This is a genomic window from Microbacterium longlingense (assembly GCF_058349825.2).
Genome location: NZ_JBYRJA020000004.1, coordinates 157,463 through 173,291 on the forward strand (window position 1 = coordinate 157,463; position 15,829 = coordinate 173,291).

Consider the following 15,829-nt stretch of genomic DNA (forward strand, 5'->3'; position numbering starts at 1 on the left):
AATCGTGCACGATGAGGTAAGGCTTGGCTAATTCGGTGCTAAGATAGTCGATGCTATGGATACCACGCTCGCCCCCTCGCGTTCGCGTCGCACTGCGCGACGTGAGCATGTGCAGCACCTGATCGCCGCGGACGAGAGCTCGTTCGCCGAGCTCGAGACCTATCTGGCGACGCTGCCGTTGTGCGCGACGGGGCGCGTGTTCATCGAGGTCGCCGACGAGCAGTCCATCGGCCACGTCGACGCTCCGGCACGGATGACCGTCACCTGGCTCGCCCGCAGCCGTCGCAGCGGAGCCCCGGGTACGGGCCGCTCCTGCCGCAACGGTGAGGCGCTCGCGCGCGCGGTGAACGCCTGGGCGGACGAAATGCTGTGCGACGAGATCGGCAGCACGCGCATCGTTCTGCTGGGGGGCTTCCTCGGCACCGCGGACATCTTCGATCACATGGTCGAAGACCTCGGCGTGGACTCCGCGGCGATCGCGGTCCCGAAGCGGTTCCACCTCACGGCCTGATTCCTCGGCGCCCGGTGCGGGCGCCGGCTGTCGGCGTGTCGCAGGCCCGCTGAGGCGGTACGAGACGCGCCGGCCCGACCGGCGCGTCTCGTACCGGTCGGGGCTCTGACAGGCCCGGCGCCTGCTGCCGGATCCCGCGTGCTCAGCGCGCGGGATCGCGCACGCGGACGTATCCGCCGTCGGCCAGACCCGCCTCGATCTCGAAACGGTTGCGCAGCGGATCGCGGCCGGCCAGATGATAGAGCACCGGCATCAGGAAGCCGTAGCGCAGCCATTGGGCACGGTGCACGGCCTCGTGCCGGAGGATCGCGTCGCTCGGTGCTCGATCGCCGGTGAGGAAGCATCCGCCGACGCACACCCCGCCCCGGGCATAGGTGGCGCGCGGCATGCCCCGGAACACCCACATCCCGCCGCGGCGCTCGATCGGGCCGGTGCTCCACAGCCCGCCCCACACCCAGCCGAGTGCGCATCCGGCGGCATAGCCGAGCCGGGAGATCGGGGACCGCAGCAGGAACGACGGGATGCGGCGATCGAAACGGCGCCCGCGCGCGAGGATCTCCTGCTGCTCCGCGGTGAGCACGTGCGCATCAGGGGCGGTGAGCTCGATCATGCGAGAGCGCCGATGAGGCGCAGAATCGCCCCCAGGTCTCCGACCGCTCCGTCGGCGGTCGCCGGGGCGAAGCCGGCGATCGTGGCGCCGGCGAGCGGCACCTCCGTGCGCAGCTCGCGGAGGGAGGAGGCCAGGGCCGCCACACCCAGGCCGAACGGGAGCGCCTCGAAGACCCCGCTGAACTCCGGGGGATCGAGCACATCGACGTCGATGTGCACATAGACGCGGGAAGCTCCGGTCGCCGCGACCGCGGCGATGAGCGATGCGGAGTCTGCAGCGGTGTCCACCCGGGTGATCGGGAGGGTCGTGAGGGCATCGTCCTCCGCCGGGTCGAGGCTGCGCGCCCCGACCAGGACGACGCGTTCTGCCCTGATACCGGGAGCAGCGGCCAGACGCGGTTCTCCCGCACCGATCGCGGCGCGCAGCGCCATGCCGCCGAAGGCGCCGGAGGGGGAGGTGTCCGGGGTGTGCAGGTCCCCGTGGGCGTCGTACCAGACCAGGGCCGTGTCGGAGAGGTCGCTGCCGTGGGCGGAGAGCACTGCAGGGGTGATCCCGCAGTCACCGCCGATCGTGACGATGTGCTCGCCCGCGTGCTCATCGGAGAGGCGGCGAACCTCCTCGGCGATGAGGTCGCGGATCCGGGCGAGGGCGCTCAGCCGGTGAACGCCGGTGTCGAGGGCCTCCCCGGCCTCGATCGGCACATCCAGGACGGTCGTCGCGTGGCGGGGCAGATCACCGGCGATCGCGGCGGCGCCGTCGGTCAGCAGCATCGCTCGCGTGGAGGGCGAGCCCTGCCACTGGGGTGCGACGAGGAATCGTGTCATCCGTCTCTCCGGGGTGGGCGCCGGTCGCGCGGAGGCCTCCGCGCGACCGGCGCAGGTGTCACTCGGACTCGATCGCGGCGCGCGGCGTGCCGCCCGCCTTCAGCTCGGCGAGGCGTGCCTCGACCTCGCTGAGCTCACCGAGGTCCTCCAGACTCTCGAACTGTGCGTCCAGCGATGACGCTGCCAGCTCCGCCTTGCCCTGGGCGATGGCCTCCTGACGGCGGATCTTGTCCTCGAAACGGCCCAGCTCGCTGGTGGGGTCGAGCACGTTGATCGACGAGATCGCGTCCTGGACGCGGGTCTGCGCCTCCGCGACCTTGGCTCGGGCGAGCAGTTCGCTCCGCTTGCCCTTGAGCTCCTCGAGCTTCTCCTTCATGCCGTTCAGGCCGGCCTTGAGCTTGTCGACGATCTCGGTCTGCGCGGCGATCTGCGGCTCGGCGGAGGTCGCCTCGCGCTCCGCGCCGATCTGGCGCTGGAGCGCGATCTTGGCGAGGCTGTCGAACTTGTCGGCGTCGGCGGTGTCGCCGATCGACCGCAGCTCATCGGCCTTGCGGCTGGCTGCCAGCGCCTTGCGGCCCCACTCGTTCGCTGCCTGGACGTCTTCCTGGTGGTCGCGCTCCAGGAGGCGGAGGTTGCCGATGGTCTCCGCGATCGCGGCCTGAGCGTCAGAGATGCTGTTGGTGTAGTCGCGCACGAGCTGGTCGAGCATCTTCTGCGGGTCCTCGGCGGAGTCGAGGAGTGCGTTGATGTTCGCGCGGACGAGGGTCGAGATGCGTCCGAAGATGGACTGCTTTGCCATGGGTGCTCCTTTCGAGCGGGTTCGATCTGGCGGTGCTTTTCGAAGACGACGACGGTGCCACGGTCCGGGGATCTAGAAGCGACCACCCCCGGACCTGCTGCGGGAGCCGCCGAAGCTGGACGACCGGAAGCCACCGCCGGAAGAGCGCCAGCCGCTGCTGCGGTTCGATCCGCCGCTGCGCCCCGACGACCATCCGCCGCCGGAGGACCGTCCCGATCCGCTGCTGGCGATGATCCCGCCGATGATGCCGCCGAGGATGTCGCCCCCGAGACCGCCGGATGATCCGCCGCCGTACCCGCCCCCGGAGCCGAAGCCGCTCACGTCGCTCTGTGCGGCGCTGATGGCGTCGCGCGCCAGCTGATCCGCGCGCTGGGCGAGCCCGAGAGCCTGCTCCGGGTCGGTCGAGGCGAGCGCGCTCGCCTGCGTCAGGGTGCTGGATGCCTCGGCGAGCCTGGTACGCGCCGTCGCGCCGATCGCGCCGCGACGGGTGGTGATGAAGTCGGACGCGGCGTTGACCTGCGTCTGCGCGTGCAGGAGCCACTGCTGCAGGACCTGGCGGGCCCGTTCGGCACGCTGGGCGGCATCGCGGACCGTGGCGGTGGTCGTGTCGATGCGCGTGTTGGCGGCGTCCAGGGCGTCGCGGACCTCCTGCGGCCGCCGGGAGACGCCGGCGAGATCGGCTCTGGCCCGATCGATCTCGGCGCGGGTGGCTGCCACGACGGGGGCGAGCTGGCCCTGGGGGTCCGGCAGCGCCGCCGCGGCAGCGATGTCGCCTTCGAGGTCGGCGATCAGTGCCCGTGCCTGCTCCTCGAGCGAGGCCAGATCGGCCCCCAGCGTGTCGGCCGCCGCGGCGAGCTGACGTGCCTGCAGGACGGACTCCTCCGCGGTGCGGATGGCGAAGGCGGCCTCGCCACGGCGTCCGGCCGCGAGGTGGGTCTCTGCATCGGCGATGCTGGTGTCCGCCAGGGTGAGCCTGCTGTGCGCCTGGGCGGCATTGTCGGCGACCGTGCTGAGCGCTGCGGGGGCGTAGAGCTGAGCCAGCGCTGCCAGTCGTGCCGGGATGCCGGCGACGAGCGGGGCCACGGCGGCACGCTGCTCCCGGGTGGCGGCGAGCGCAGCCGGTGCGTTCTTCTCGAGCTCGCGCAGCTCGTCGAAGGCGGCCACCTGCGCGTCGAGGGCTTCGTCGGCCTCGGTCGCGAGCTGGATGATGCGCGCGAACCAGGCGCGGCGCTGCGTTCGCGTGTCGGGGATCTCATCGTCGAGTTTCTGCTGCAGCGCGAAGACCTCGTCCATGCGCGTGCGCGCCTCGCCGATCACGCGACGGAAGTCGGCGGTGGCCTCCTCGCCGAACTCCGCCGCGGCGAAGCCGAGGTCCTCGCTGCTCGACGTGATCGAGTCGTCAGCCGAGACGATGGCCAGGGCGGCCCGCTTCTCCAGCTCGGCGTCGTCGAGCTCGGGGTGCGCATCGTCGGGCGCCAGCGCTTCCGGCATCGCGCGGCGGCGGGCGCGCACCACGAGCCAGATCACGACGGCGACACCGCCCACCACGATCAGGCCGATGATCCAGGGCCCTGATCCGCCGCTGCTGGAACGATCGAAGCCCGCCGCGGCGACGTCGATCGCACCGGCCCAGTCCTGATCGCTCAGCACGGGGCGAAGGGAGTCCTCGATGTCGTCGAGCCGCGACCCGCTGACCGGACCCTCGTCGTCGGCGGAGATGAAGAACTGCCGTCCCTCCGTCGCAACCGCGAGGAGGTACTGGTCGGAGCCGAGACCGTTGCCGAAGGCGGTCCGGTTGGCCCAGTCGACGCGACCGGCGGGGTCGGTGAACTCGTCGACCAGCACGACGAAGAGATCGACGCCCGCGGCGTCGCGGAGCCCGGAGAGGCGCTCGTTCGCCGCCTGCTCCTGCGCAGGGGTGAGCACGTCGGCGGAGTCAGTGACGAAACCCGGATCAAGCGTCACGGGCGGCGTGGCCGCCGCCGGCGACGCGAGCGCGCCGATCAGCAGGGCACCCCCCGCGAGAAGACCTGCACTGAGGCGTGTCATCCGGCGTCGTCGCATCGCCACCCCTTCTCGGCTGCGCGGCTTGTCGGCTGCGCGGCGCCGCTCCCCGACGCCTGGGCCAATCCTACGCACCGCCCCTGACGTGCGGGGATCGGAATTCCCGGTTTCCTGTGCCGTCCGCGCCAGCGCGGCGACCGTGGCGGAGCCGGCGGACGGGGCGCGATGGTGCGACATGCTGCGACCTCACCGGACCATCCCGCCGGTGCTCCTAGGCTGGGAGACATGGACGATCGATATGGCTCCGACGTTCTCGCGGACGGCTGGCGTGAGCGCGGTCGCCGCGTCGTGCCGGACATCCCCGCCGAGGCGGACCTGGTCGTGGAGGTGGCCGACGACGGCTACTGCGGCGCGGTCACCCGGGTGCAGGGTGGCCTGGTCGAGCTCGAGGATCGCCGGGGACGCAAGCGCGTCTTCCCGCTCGGCGGCGGATTCCTCGTGGATGGTCAGCCGGTACGCCTTCGTGCGCCGGCGCAGCAGACCGCACCGGCTCGGCGACGCACCGCGTCCGGATCCTTCGCGGTCGCCGATGCCAGGGCGCGGACCGCGCTTCCCAGCCGCATCCTCGTCGAGGGACGGCACGACGCCGAGCTCGTCGAGAAGGTCTGGGGCGACGACCTGCGCATCGAGGGCGTCGTGGTGGAGTACCTCGCGGGCATCGACCTGCTCGATCAGATGCTCGACGCGGAGCCTCCCGGTCCCGGGCGTCGCTACGGGGTGCTCGTGGACCACCTCGTGCCCGGTTCCAAGGAATCCCGGATGGCGGCTGCCGTCGCCCGCGGGCCGCACGGCGCTCATGTGCGCATCGTGGGGCACCCCTTCGTCGACGTCTGGCAGTGCGTGACCCCCCGTGCCATCGGAATCGACGCGTGGCCGGAAGTGCCCCGTGGCCAGGACTGGAAGACCGGTATCTGCCGGGCCTTCGGGTGGCCGGCGCAGACGCAGGCCGACACCGCCAGAGCCTGGCAGCGCATCCTCGCCCGCGTGAGCAGCTACCGCGATCTGGAGCCCGCGCTGCTGGGTCGCGTCGAGGAGCTCATCGACTTCGTGACCGCGCCGGCCCGCTGAGCACCGGCGGCGCCGGGCCGGGGAGCGGACGCGAGCGCATCCGCAGCGTCGTGCCGCCCCGGTAGCCTGGAAAGATGCCCGAGACCCCCGTCGTTCCCGAGGACCGCGTCTTCCGCGACGAGCCCGTGTCCTTCGTCCGTCGCAGCGGGCGGATGTCCGAGGCGCAGGAACGCGCCTTCAGCGACCTCGCCCCGCACTACCTCATCGAGGTCGAGCGCTCCTTCGCCGGCACCTCCGTGCACCCGGCCGCGCGGCTGGATCCTGCCGCCGCCTTCGGGCGGAGCGCACCGCTCATCGTCGAGGTGGGGTCGGGGCAGGGGCACGCGATCGTGCACGCGGCGAGCTCCCGGCCGGACGTCGACTTCCTCGCCGTCGAGGTGTTCCGCGCCGGCCTTGCCAGGACGATGCTCGACGCCGACCGTCTGGGTGCGCGCAATCTGCGCCTCATCGAGGCCAATGCGCCTGAGGTGCTGTCGCCGTTCCTGCCCGCCGCTGCCGCCGCGGAGGTCTGGGTCTTCTTCCCCGACCCGTGGCACAAGAAGCGGCACACCAAACGGCGTCTGGTGCGCCAGGGCTTCGGGCCGATCGTCTCCCACGCCCTGCAGGACGGCGGGCTGCTGCGGCTGGCGACCGACTGGGAGGACTACGCCCTGCAGATGCGCGAGGTGCTCGACGCCGAGCCCGACCTCGAACGCGCCTTCACCGGCGAATGGGCCGGACGATTCGACGGCAGGGTGATGACCGCGTTCGAACGGAAAGGCATCGCGAAGGGACGGGATATCCGTGACCTCGTCTACCGGCGGGTGTCGCGCGGGTGATCCGCTCCGCGCACGCCGGCGTGCTCGAGGAGCGGGCCATCCGGCCCGTCCCGCTCCTCGCCGCTCTTGCGGTGTGCGTGGCAGCCCCCGCGCTGTTCGTGGCGCAGATCCCCTGGCTGGGATGGTCGCTGATCGCGCTCGGGCTGGCAGGGGCGGCTGCCGATGAGGGGGGCGCTCTGCGCCACCGTCCGCGTGATGCCGCGGGACGGAATCTGCCCTCGCTCACCCGCGACCTCGGCCTCATCGCGCTCGGCCTGCTGATCGTCGCCGCCATCCCGCTCGCCGCCCGGCTGGACACCGTCTCGATGATCCGCTTCACGCTCGCCCTCGGCGGCGCGGTGCTGGTGCCTTATCTGGTGTCGCGGTTCGTGTTCCGCGATCGCGCGACCAGCTTCCCCTGGCGCGGCGGCGGACGCTGGGGAGCGCTGCACGGCACCTGGCTGGTCGCGGTGCTCGTGCTCGGGTGGCTCATCCTGCCGGTCTATTTCATCCGCAGCGGTGTCTACCTCAACTGGCCCGTCGTGGACACCCCCGACCTCATCGCGCGGCTCTTCGTCGGCGTCGGTGCGGTCGGCATCTGGGACGAGTTGTTCTTCATCTGCACGGTCTTCGCGCTCCTGCGCCGCCATTTCCCCGACGCGGTGGCCAACGTGCTGCAGACGATCGTGTTCGTGTCGTTTCTGTGGGACCTCGGATACCGGGCGTGGGGTCCGGTCCTCACCATCCCGTTCGCCCTCCTGCAGGGGTTCATCTTCCTGCGCACGCGGTCGCTCGCCTACGTCGTGACGGTGCATCTGCTCTTCGACGCCGTGGTCTTCGCGGTGCTCGTGCATGCCCATAACCCGGGACTGCTCGACGCGTTCTTCCTGCTCTGACGGGTCGCCGCCGGCCGGGCAGCGGGCCTCGGCGCGCACGGACGGGCAGGGTACGAGGGGGAGCGGGCCGCGCTGACGCGGTCCGTCAGCGGCCGCCTCCGCCGCCGCCGCCACCGCCTCCGCCGGAGAAGCCGCCGCCGGAGAGCCCGCTGCTCGAACTGGACGATGTGATCGCGTACGCGGAGGTCGTCGAGGCCGTGAACGTCGACATCGATGAGCTGAAGCGCCCCGAGTCGAAACCGCCGGCACCGACGTACCAGAGCGGCGCGAGCTGCGGCGCCTGGGCGTACTGCAGGGCGATCACCTGCGCCCAGTACTTCTCCTGGCCGAACAGGATCGCGTAGGGGAGAAGACGCTCGTACAGGTGCACGAGCTGGGCGGGGTCATCCGGATCCACGGTCTTCCGCTCCGCACCGGCGGGGCTCTGCAGGACGCGGATGCGCTCCTGCTCGGCCATGCGGATGTACAGCTCGAGGCCCTCCAGGTGCTCCCGGAGGAGGGCCCCTTTCCGGGTCAGGGGGTGCATCCCCACGACGAGGGCCAGGCACACGATCGCGGCCGCCGCCGTGAGCACGCCGAGCAGCACCGGCGCCGGGTTGCCGATCCCGACGCCCGCGATGATGAGCGCGCCCGCGACGACGAAGCCGGCGATCGCTGCGCCGACGAGGACGCCGGGGGTCTTCTCCCGCCGACGCAGCCCGTCGGCGGGGGCCAGCTCTGAGCGCACGGAGGTCTCGACCGCGCGCACCGCCGTCGCCGTCGACTCCGGAAGATCGGCGAGGGACACGGTGTCGCCCTCGCGCAGATCGGTGAGGGCCGCGAGCAACTGCCGCTCCTCCGGCCGCAGGCCGTCGGTGTGCAGCAGCCGCACGGCGAAGCCGGCCTTGCGACCCTCTCCGACCTCGAGGATCTGGACGTTGCCGCGGACGGCGAGATCCACCAGCTGGGCGGGGACGACCGGGCCCTGGCGCGAGCGGACCGTGTCGGCGAGCATGACCGACGTGTCCGCGGGCGGCTCATACTCGGCGATGATCGTGCCGCGGCCGGCCGCATTGCGCCCGCGCCCTCGCCGCACCGCGATCGCCGGGATCAGCAGGACGAACGGCGCGATCGCGCCAAGGACGGTGGCCCCGATGCCGAGGGGAGCGTAGAACGCAGGCTCCTGGTAGCCGGAGAACGTGTCCGCGGCGAACCCCGCCACCAGCGTGAGGTTCTCGTGCGGGCCGAGTCCCGCGTCGGAGCGGAACACGATCGTGTCGCCGGAGGCGCGCGCCTCGCACGCGTCGCCGGCCCCCTGCGCTCCCTGATAGCAGGCGACCCTTCCGTCGAAGGCGTCGGCGATCGCGGGGGACAGGTGCAGCGTCGCGGTCACGCCGGCGGTGATGGGCTGGGGCCATCCGGTGCCGTTGGTGTCCCAGTACAGCTCCTGATGATCGCCGAAGTCCTTCGTGACATCGCGCAGCGTATAGGTGATCTGGTAGGTCTGCACCCCCAGCACATAGTCATCGTCGCCAGTGGACAGGTTCAGCACCCCGTCCGACCGCTCCTCGGAGAAGATCGGCTCGTCCTCGCCGTTCCGGGTGAGTGATTCGAGCTCGACCGACGCCGGGTGCCCGTCGTAGTCGAGGGGGATCAGCCGGACGATGCCCTTGTTCTGCTCGACGGACGGGAAACGAGCCGTGATGGTCTCGACCACGCGCAGCGTCGATCGCCCCTCGGCGTCGCGATCGAGGTAGTAGTCGGCCTCGAAGGTGTCGAACGTGAAGTCGTCCACACCGGCGTCGCGGGGCGCGGCCAACGCCGCCGTGGGGGCGACGTCATCCGGCGCCGAGGTCTGCAGAGACGCCGTGCCGAGCGGGGCGAACGCCAGCAGGAGCGCAGCGGCGGGGATGAGCGCGGTGTGAGGCGTCATGCCCCCATGCTAGGCACGCTCCGCGGCGGCGCTCGGGGATTCGGGGTGAACCGGTGTGCCGCCGATACGCGGTCTTCGCGCTCCGGATGCGAGCATGGTCGCATGCCGAGCGCCGTCCCTCCCCTCTTCGAGCGCAGAGAGCCCCTCCCCGACCGCATAGAGATCGTCCCGACGGACGGCATCGTCTCGCAGGTGACGCGGAGCCTGGCGCCGGGCGCCGCGATCAGTGTGACCGCGCTGCCCGGCCGCGACATCCGCGACACGGTCGATACGGCTGTGTCGCTCGCGGCAGCCGGATACGACGTGATGCCGCACCTCGCGGCGGCGCGCGTCAGCGACCCGGCGCAGCTGCACGAGCTCCTCCGCCGGCTCGCCGATACGCCGGTCGCATCGCTGTTCGTGGTCGGGGGTGACGCGCCGGGCGCGGACGACGCCTATCCGGACGGCGGAGCGCTGCTGCGGAGCATCCGAGACCGGTGCGGTGACCGTTTCGCGCTCGGCGTCGCGGCCTATCCGGAGGGGCACCCCGCGTTCGACGTGGCCAGGGGGCTGTCGATCCTGCGCGAGAAGCAGCCGGACGCCGACTTCGCGGTCACCCAGATGTGTTTCGATGGCGCGTTGCTGGGAGCGTTCGTCCGGCGTGCTGTCGCGGAGGATGTCGGGCTGCCGTTCTGGCTCGGCGTTCCGGCGAGGGTGGGGATGCTCACCCTCGCGCGGATCGCCGCGCGCATCGGGGTGGGTCCGTCGCTGTCGTTCGTGCGGAAGGGCGCCAACCGGCGCCTGCTCACCCGATACGACCCCGCATCCCTGCGCCGTGCGGCGCTCGCGACCGCCGATCCGGCGGCGGTCGCCGGGTTCCACGTCTACAGCTTCAACGCGCTGGACGCGCTGGACGCGGTCGGCGCTGCCTCGGACGCGCCGTGACCGGACGCGCCGTGACCGGACGCGCTGCTCAGCCCGCCGCGTCGAGCAGCGCCGTCAGGACGGTCACCACGCCGTGGTCGCGGTACGACGGGGCACGGAACCGGGCCGTCGCGACGATCTCCGGATGCGCGTCGGCCATCGCGAACGACAGCCCGGAGACCGCCAGCATCTCGCGGTCGTTCAGATAGTCGCCGAACGCGCAGGTCTCGGCGGGGCCGATGCCGAGCTCCGCCTGCAGCCGCTGCACAGCAGCGCCCTTGTTCGCCTGCTGCGACATCAGATCGACCCAGTGGCGCCCGGCCACGACCACCTGGTGCGTCCGTCGGAAGGCATCCAGAGCCGGGGCCACGCCGTCCTCGGCACCGGCCGCGTCGAACACCGCGATCTTCAGGGTCTCGTCCTCCACGGCGAGGACGTCGTCGACGACCTCCAGCCGGGCGTAGTAGGTGCGGGCCTCGTCGAGGAACGCGCGGTCGGAGCGCTCCACGTACGCCGAGCGCTTGCCGCAGCGGACCAGGCCGACATCGCGCCGGCCGCCGAGCTCGCGGATCGTGCGAACCGCCGCCGCGGCGGTCGCGGGGTCGAGGGGGATCACGCCGAGCTCCTCGCCATCGCGCACGACGTACGTGCCGTTCTCCGCGATGTAGGGCATCCCCGCGGCGGCCGGGGCGAACAGTCCGGCGAGCGTGGCGTATTGTCTTCCGCTCGCCGGCGCGAAGACGATTCCGCGCCGGCGCATCCGCTCCAGCAGCGGCCAGAACGAGTCAGGCACCGCACCGCTCTCGTCGAGCAGGGTGCCGTCCATGTCGGCCACGACGAGCCGGATGCGGGCGGCGTCCGCCGCGGAGGGAAGAGCAGAAGACATCATGCCGCCATCGTCTCAGACGTGCGGGATGCTCAGACCTCCGGGCGGGCGGGGGCGATGGTCAGCGCCTGACGTCGTTGATGCACCGTGAGGTAGCCGAGCCCGTCGGCGCCGGCCTCCACTCCGCGCCGTGACCGGGCCGGGAGCCAGATGAGCTCTCCGGCGCCGATCGCGATCCGGTCGACTTCGCGGCTGAGCGTGCCGGACCCGTGCAGCACGACCCACAGCACATCGAGGTCGGGGCCGGTGTGCTCCTCGATCCGCTCGGCAGGACCCAGGCGGATGAGGTTCGCGTCGAGGCCACGGTCGCGGGGCTCGAGCCGCCACACCGCGCCGGAGACTCCCGTCGCCGCGTCCGTGAGGACGGCGGTCTGGCCCACCACGCGGGGGAGGGCGGCCGGGGAGATCTTGGTGAGGCGCGCGCGCCAGGCGTTCGGGCCCGGTTCGAGGTCCTCCCAGACGACGCCCCCGGGCAGCGCGCGCTCGACGTCGGCGCGAACGTGCTCCCCGTCGTGGTCGTCCGCGAGCACGAGGGCATCGCCGGCCGCGAGCGCGTCATAACGCCGTCGGATCAGCACGACGCGTTCCGCGCGGGGCACGTCGCGCAGGTCCAGCTCGCGGTCGGGCATGGCATAAACCCTAGTGCTCGCGGATCAACCGGCGGCGTGGTCGCCCCGGCAGCTCCCGGTCCCGGCGATGTGGGGCCCACGAAAACAGGCAGAAAGCACCAGAACAGGCAGTTCCTGCGGGTTTCTGCCTGTTCTGGTGCTTTCTGCCTGTTTTCGGGGGCGGCGTCAGCGGCAGGCCCGGCGCAGCAGCGTGAGCACGAGGTAGGCACCGCCGATGCTGATCGTGACCGCGCCGACCGGCAGCTGCGTGGGGGCGAAGGCGTGGGCGGCGAGCCAGTCCGCCGCGCTGAGGAGCACGGCGCCGGTGACCGCTGCGGCGACGATCGGGCGGTGCGGGGGCAGTGTCGCCCGCGCGAGGTGCGGTGCGGCGAGCGCGATGAACAGGATCGGTCCGGCGGATGCGGTGGTGACCGCGGTCAACGCGACGGCGGCGGCGATCAGGAGCGTACGGCTGGCGCGGACGCGGAGCCCGAGAGCCGTGGCGAGGTCGTCGCCGAGGGAGAGGACGCGCAGCCGCGGTGCAACAGCGCCGAGGACGACCGCGGCGACCGCGAGCGCCGCGAGCGCGGGGACGAGGTTGTCCCAGCGGGTGTTGTCGAGCGTGCCTGCCGCCCACACCGAGCCGGCGGTGGCTGTGGCGGTGTCGGTGCGGTAGACCAGCCAGGTGTTGATCGAGCCCAGCAGCGCCCCGACCGCGATGCCGGTGAGGATGAACGTACGGCCGCCGAGCCCGGCACGGCGGCAGAAGGCTACGACGACCGCCGCGGTCGTGAGCCCGCCCGCGAGGGCGGCGCCCGCGGTCAGTGCGAAACCCGCGGCGGGCGCGAAGAGCAGCACGATGAGCACACCCGTGTAGGCGCCCGTGTTGAAGCCGATGACGTCCGGGCTGCCGAGCGGGTTGCGCGTGACCGACTGGAAGACGGCGCCGGCGGCGCCGAGCGCCGCGCCGAAGACGAGCGCGGCACCTGCCCGGGGCAGCCGCCAGGACAGCACGACGGTCGTGGTGAAGGCGTCCGCCCGGCCGGTCAGGGCGGCCCAGACCTCGGCGGGGCTGAGGACGAGGTCGCCGGCGAGCAGGGCCGCCAGAAGGATCCCGGCCAAGAGGAGGCCCGCCACCGCCCACCGGCCACCGCTGCGGACCGGCGCTGTCCCGACGCTCACCGCGTGCCCCGGATGAGCAGGAGGAGGATCGGTGCTCCGATGGCCGCCGTGACCACCCCGACGGGGAGCTCACCAGGCCACAGCGCGATCCGCGCGACGACGTCGGCGGCCAGGAGGATGGCCGCCCCGACGACCGTGCTGACCAGGAGGAGCCGTGCGGTGCCGGGACCGGTGAAAGGGCGCACCAGGTGGGGAACGATGAGTCCGACGAATCCGATCGGGCCGGCGATGGCGGTTGCCGCTCCGACCAGGAGGGCGACGGCCACGGCCACCCCGCCCCGTGTGAGCAGGGGGCGGGTGCCGAGGCTGCGGGCGAGGTCGTCGCCGAGCGAGAGAGCGTCGAGGGGGCGGCACAGCAGGAGAGCGATCGCTGCTCCCGCAGCGAGCAACGGGAGGGCGATCGTGAGCACCTCCGGGTCCGGGGTGGCCAGCGACCCGGCCGACCAGGCGCGCATCGCGTCGAGCGCCCGCGGATCGAGCAGGGTGATGCCCAGCTGTATGCCGGAGATCGTCATGCTCAGGGCGACGCCCGCCAGGATGAGCCGCGCACCATCGGTCGAACCCCGCAGTCCGAGGGCCAGCACCGCCGCGGTCATCACCGCAGCGCCCAGCACGGCGGCCGTCGCGATCCCCAGGGCGCTGTGGACCCCGATCCAGCTGAGCGCGACCGTGACGAAGAACGCGGCTCCGGAGCCGACGCCGAGGATGCCAGGCTCTGCCAGCGGATTGCGGGTCATCGCCTGCATCAGCGCTCCCGCCCAGGCCAGTGCTGCGCCGACGAGAGCTGCGGCGATCGTGCGCGGAACACGGACGGCGTGCACCAGGGTGCGGAGGTCGTCGTCCGCGGTGCCGCGGAGGAGGGCGAGGAGCTGGTCCGGCGGAACCGGCCGGGAACCGACCAGGATGCTCGCGGCGAGGAGCATGCCGAGCGCGGCGAGGAGGACGGCGGTTGCCGCCAGGGAGCGACAGCGGCTGGAGCGGGCTGGTGCGATGCGTTCGGCGACGGTCGACCCCTGGCGGTCCAGGCTCACGACGCGGGAATGAGCTCGAGTCCCGGCCGCAGCTGCGTGAGCAGCCAGGGCACCGCGACGACGTTCGGGTCCTGAAGCGCCGTGGCGGTCTCCAGGTCGACGGGCACGTAGCGGCTGGTCATGATCGGCTGCGCGGAGACGATCGGGTTCTTCTCGAAGGCCTCCCGCAGCACGTCCGACTGATACGTCATGAAGAGCACACCGGCGTCGTCGAACAGCGGCGCCTGCTCGAAGCTGACGTCGATCGCGCCGGGCACGGAGCCCTCGCCGCCGAGCCCCGCGACGGCCGGGAGCGCGACGAGGCCGAGTCGATGCATGAAGCGCGCCGTGACGTTGGTCTCCTCGACGAGCATGACGACCACGCCGTCGCGGGCCTGCCCGTAGAGGAACGTGCCGCCGTCGAGGTTCGGCAGCTCCGTGCGCAGGTCGGCGATCGCGTCGTCCGCCTGCTCGATCAGAGCCTCCGCTGCTTCGCCCTCGCCGAGCGCCGCAGCGATGCGCCGGGCCGAGTCCTCGCTGGTGGCGGCGTAGAGCTGCTCTTCGTAGGTGACCACCGGTGCGATGTCGCTGAGCTGCTGATAGAGCGCCTGGTCGAGAGTGAAGCCGGCGGTGGCGAGGATCACATCGGGTCGTGCTGCCGCGACCTGCTCGACGTTGATGCTCATCGGGTTGATCCACGTTGTCGCGTCGGGCAGGGGAGCGAGGTAGGGCAGGTTCGGGTCTTCGTCGGTTCCGGACAGGGCCGAGAAGGACTGCGGTGCGAGGACGACGTTGGCATCCAGCGCCGATGCCACGGCGACGTCCGCATATCCGAGCGCCGCGACGCGGTCGGGCCGGGCGGCGATCGTCACGTCGCCGTAGGCGTTGTGCAGTGTCACCGGGAAGCCGTCGGCGGGGGGAGCCTCGGCGGCCGGGTCGCCTGCGCTGGCATCCGGCGTCGCCGCGCAGGCGGCGAGCAGCGCAGCACCGGCCGCGATGGCGCCGATGGCGAGGGGAAGCCGGCGGTGGGGTCGATGAATGGGCATGGATGACTCCTTGTCAGTTCGGGGGAGATCGTCGGTTCTGCGGAGATCGTCAGGACGCCCGGATGGGCGCCGGAGGGCGCGGCGGCCTCAGCGGGTCGTGAGCAACGCGGCCGCCGCGCGGAAGATCGCCTCCGGCGCAGCGCGGGCGTCCAGCTCTGGCCAATGCGGTGCCAGGGCGGCCACAGCCGGGGTGCTGTCCTCCGACGCGCGTGGCGTGGGGGCCACCGCGATGCCGCTCTGGCGGCGCGCAGCGGTGATGGTGGCCTGGCCGAGCACCGTGGCGAACATGGTGCGGTAGAAGATGAAGGCGGCCGCGTCGGCGAGGCCGGCGTCACGCGCACAGCAGAGGAACCCCTCGGGGAAGCGCAGTCCGGCGGGGCTGGTGAGGAGCCCGGTGGAGATGAGCCGGATCATCCAGGGGTGGTCGGCGAGGAAGTCGTGCAGGCAGAGCGCCAGCGCGACCGCGTGGTCGCGGGGTGCTCCGACCGGCTCCGGCAGCCGGATCTCGGTCGAGACGCGCTCGACGAGGGCGAGCAGCAGCGCGTCGCGGTCGGGGAAGTAGCGGTAGAGCGCCATCGGCGTGACGCCGAGGCCGCTCGCCAGCTGGCGCATCGACAGGGCGGGCTCGCCGTCCGCCGCGATGATCTCCAGCGCGTTCTCGATGACGCGCTCTCGATCGATCTTCGTCATGGTGCTCCTTAAGGTAGGCAACC

16 protein-coding genes are annotated in these 15,829 nt (G+C 72.2%); 5 read left to right on the forward strand and 11 right to left on the reverse strand.

The features are described from left to right. Positions 1-55 precede the first annotated feature (55 nt). Positions 56-511 carry an SIP domain-containing protein gene (locus tag AC3RXY_RS07535; protein ID WP_491510286.1) on the forward strand — a complete coding sequence of 152 codons (456 nt, stop codon included), beginning with the start codon at positions 56-58 and terminating at the stop codon, positions 509-511. 142 nt (positions 512-653) lie between these two features. On the opposite strand, the gene AC3RXY_RS07540 is transcribed toward AC3RXY_RS07535, so the two are convergent. From AC3RXY_RS07540 to AC3RXY_RS07555, 4 genes are all read right to left on the reverse strand, one after another. Continuing rightward, positions 654-1,121, reverse strand: coding sequence for a Fe-S oxidoreductase (locus AC3RXY_RS07540; protein ID WP_491510287.1), 468 nt, complete (start codon positions 1,119-1,121; stop codon positions 654-656). Further along, positions 1,118-1,945 (reverse strand): arginase family protein, encoded by an 828-nt coding sequence (locus AC3RXY_RS07545; RefSeq protein ID WP_491510288.1) that lies wholly within the window; start codon positions 1,943-1,945, stop codon positions 1,118-1,120. The genes AC3RXY_RS07540 and AC3RXY_RS07545 overlap by 4 nt, the downstream gene beginning before the upstream one ends. Before the next feature lie 58 nt (positions 1,946-2,003). Further along, on the reverse strand, positions 2,004-2,744 hold the full coding sequence (locus tag AC3RXY_RS07550) for a PspA/IM30 family protein (protein ID WP_491510289.1): 741 nt from the start codon (positions 2,742-2,744) through the stop codon (positions 2,004-2,006). 72 nt (positions 2,745-2,816) lie between these two features. Next, entirely contained in the window at positions 2,817-4,793 is a 1,977-nt protein-coding gene (locus AC3RXY_RS07555) for a TPM domain-containing protein (protein WP_491510290.1), read from the reverse strand. A 240-nt stretch (positions 4,794-5,033) separates the two neighbouring features. Between AC3RXY_RS07555 and AC3RXY_RS07560 the strand changes: the two genes are divergently transcribed. The 3 genes from AC3RXY_RS07560 to AC3RXY_RS07570 all read left to right on the forward strand — a co-directional run bounded on the left by AC3RXY_RS07560 (position 5,034) and on the right by AC3RXY_RS07570 (position 7,569). After that, positions 5,034-5,876 (forward strand): DUF3097 domain-containing protein, encoded by an 843-nt coding sequence (locus AC3RXY_RS07560; RefSeq protein WP_491510291.1) that lies wholly within the window; start codon positions 5,034-5,036, stop codon positions 5,874-5,876. A gap of 74 nt (positions 5,877-5,950) precedes the next feature. Continuing rightward, positions 5,951-6,694, forward strand: a complete 744-nt coding sequence (gene trmB / locus AC3RXY_RS07565) for a tRNA (guanosine(46)-N7)-methyltransferase TrmB (protein WP_491510292.1) — start codon at positions 5,951-5,953, stop codon at positions 6,692-6,694. A 20-nt stretch (positions 6,695-6,714) separates the two neighbouring features. Then, on the forward strand, positions 6,715-7,569 hold the full coding sequence (locus AC3RXY_RS07570; RefSeq protein WP_491510423.1) for a CPBP family intramembrane glutamic endopeptidase: 855 nt from the start codon (positions 6,715-6,717) through the stop codon (positions 7,567-7,569). Positions 7,570-7,654: 85 nt separating this feature from the next. Here the strand turns inward: AC3RXY_RS07570 and AC3RXY_RS07575 are convergent, their stop codons facing one another. Beyond that, complete coding sequence (locus tag AC3RXY_RS07575; RefSeq protein WP_491510293.1) at positions 7,655-9,481, reverse strand: DUF2207 domain-containing protein; 1,827 nt, start codon at positions 9,479-9,481, stop codon at positions 7,655-7,657. A 102-nt stretch (positions 9,482-9,583) separates the two neighbouring features. On the opposite strand from AC3RXY_RS07575, the gene AC3RXY_RS07580 reads away from it, so the two are divergent. Next, positions 9,584-10,405 carry a methylenetetrahydrofolate reductase gene (locus tag AC3RXY_RS07580; protein ID WP_491510294.1) on the forward strand — a complete coding sequence of 274 codons (822 nt, stop codon included), beginning with the start codon at positions 9,584-9,586 and terminating at the stop codon, positions 10,403-10,405. Between the two features lie 28 nt (positions 10,406-10,433). Here AC3RXY_RS07580 and AC3RXY_RS07585 read toward each other — a convergent pair whose 3' ends face one another. From AC3RXY_RS07585 to AC3RXY_RS07610, 6 genes are all read right to left on the reverse strand, one after another. Then, a complete protein-coding gene (locus AC3RXY_RS07585) occupies positions 10,434-11,273 on the reverse strand; it encodes an HAD-IIB family hydrolase (RefSeq protein WP_491510295.1) in 840 nt (279 codons plus the stop codon). A gap of 29 nt (positions 11,274-11,302) precedes the next feature. After that, entirely contained in the window at positions 11,303-11,899 is a 597-nt protein-coding gene (locus AC3RXY_RS07590; RefSeq protein ID WP_491510296.1) for a DUF2249 domain-containing protein, read from the reverse strand. 165 nt (positions 11,900-12,064) lie between these two features. Continuing rightward, a complete protein-coding gene (locus AC3RXY_RS07595; protein WP_491510297.1) occupies positions 12,065-13,060 on the reverse strand; it encodes a FecCD family ABC transporter permease in 996 nt (331 codons plus the stop codon). Further along, positions 13,057-14,091, reverse strand: coding sequence for a FecCD family ABC transporter permease (locus tag AC3RXY_RS07600; RefSeq protein ID WP_491510298.1), 1,035 nt, complete (start codon positions 14,089-14,091; stop codon positions 13,057-13,059). The genes AC3RXY_RS07595 and AC3RXY_RS07600 overlap by 4 nt, the downstream gene beginning before the upstream one ends. Further along, the gene (locus AC3RXY_RS07605; RefSeq protein WP_491510299.1) at positions 14,088-15,116 is read right to left on the reverse strand and encodes an ABC transporter substrate-binding protein; all 1,029 of its coding nucleotides are present in this window, start codon (positions 15,114-15,116) and stop codon (positions 14,088-14,090) included. Before AC3RXY_RS07605 ends, AC3RXY_RS07600 begins: the two co-directional genes overlap by 4 nt. Before the next feature lie 87 nt (positions 15,117-15,203). Continuing rightward, entirely contained in the window at positions 15,204-15,806 is a 603-nt protein-coding gene (locus tag AC3RXY_RS07610) for a TetR/AcrR family transcriptional regulator (RefSeq protein ID WP_491510300.1), read from the reverse strand. Positions 15,807-15,829 lie beyond the last annotated feature (23 nt).

Excerpts from the sequence above, each read along its gene's own strand:
- AC3RXY_RS07555 (WP_491510290.1), bottom strand. The coding sequence starts at position 4,793 with ATGACACGCCTCAGTGCAGGTCTTCTCGCGGGGGGTGCCCTGCTGATC.
- AC3RXY_RS07550 (WP_491510289.1), bottom strand. The coding sequence starts at position 2,744 with ATGGCAAAGCAGTCCATCTTCGGACGCATCTCGACCCTCGTCCGCGCG.
- AC3RXY_RS07590 (WP_491510296.1), bottom strand. The coding sequence starts at position 11,899 with ATGCCCGACCGCGAGCTGGACCTGCGCGACGTGCCCCGCGCGGAACGC.
- AC3RXY_RS07610 (WP_491510300.1), bottom strand. The coding sequence starts at position 15,806 with ATGACGAAGATCGATCGAGAGCGCGTCATCGAGAACGCGCTGGAGATC.
- AC3RXY_RS07535 (WP_491510286.1), top strand. The coding sequence starts at position 56 with ATGGATACCACGCTCGCCCCCTCGCGTTCGCGTCGCACTGCGCGACGT.
- trmB (WP_491510292.1), top strand. The coding sequence starts at position 5,951 with ATGCCCGAGACCCCCGTCGTTCCCGAGGACCGCGTCTTCCGCGACGAG.
- AC3RXY_RS07545 (WP_491510288.1), bottom strand. The coding sequence starts at position 1,945 with ATGACACGATTCCTCGTCGCACCCCAGTGGCAGGGCTCGCCCTCCACG.
- AC3RXY_RS07605 (WP_491510299.1), bottom strand. The coding sequence starts at position 15,116 with ATGCCCATTCATCGACCCCACCGCCGGCTTCCCCTCGCCATCGGCGCC.
- AC3RXY_RS07585 (WP_491510295.1), bottom strand. The coding sequence starts at position 11,273 with ATGATGTCTTCTGCTCTTCCCTCCGCGGCGGACGCCGCCCGCATCCGG.
- AC3RXY_RS07540 (WP_491510287.1), bottom strand. The coding sequence starts at position 1,121 with ATGATCGAGCTCACCGCCCCTGATGCGCACGTGCTCACCGCGGAGCAG.
- AC3RXY_RS07580 (WP_491510294.1), top strand. The coding sequence starts at position 9,584 with ATGCCGAGCGCCGTCCCTCCCCTCTTCGAGCGCAGAGAGCCCCTCCCC.
- AC3RXY_RS07560 (WP_491510291.1), top strand. The coding sequence starts at position 5,034 with ATGGACGATCGATATGGCTCCGACGTTCTCGCGGACGGCTGGCGTGAG.
- AC3RXY_RS07575 (WP_491510293.1), bottom strand. The coding sequence starts at position 9,481 with ATGACGCCTCACACCGCGCTCATCCCCGCCGCTGCGCTCCTGCTGGCG.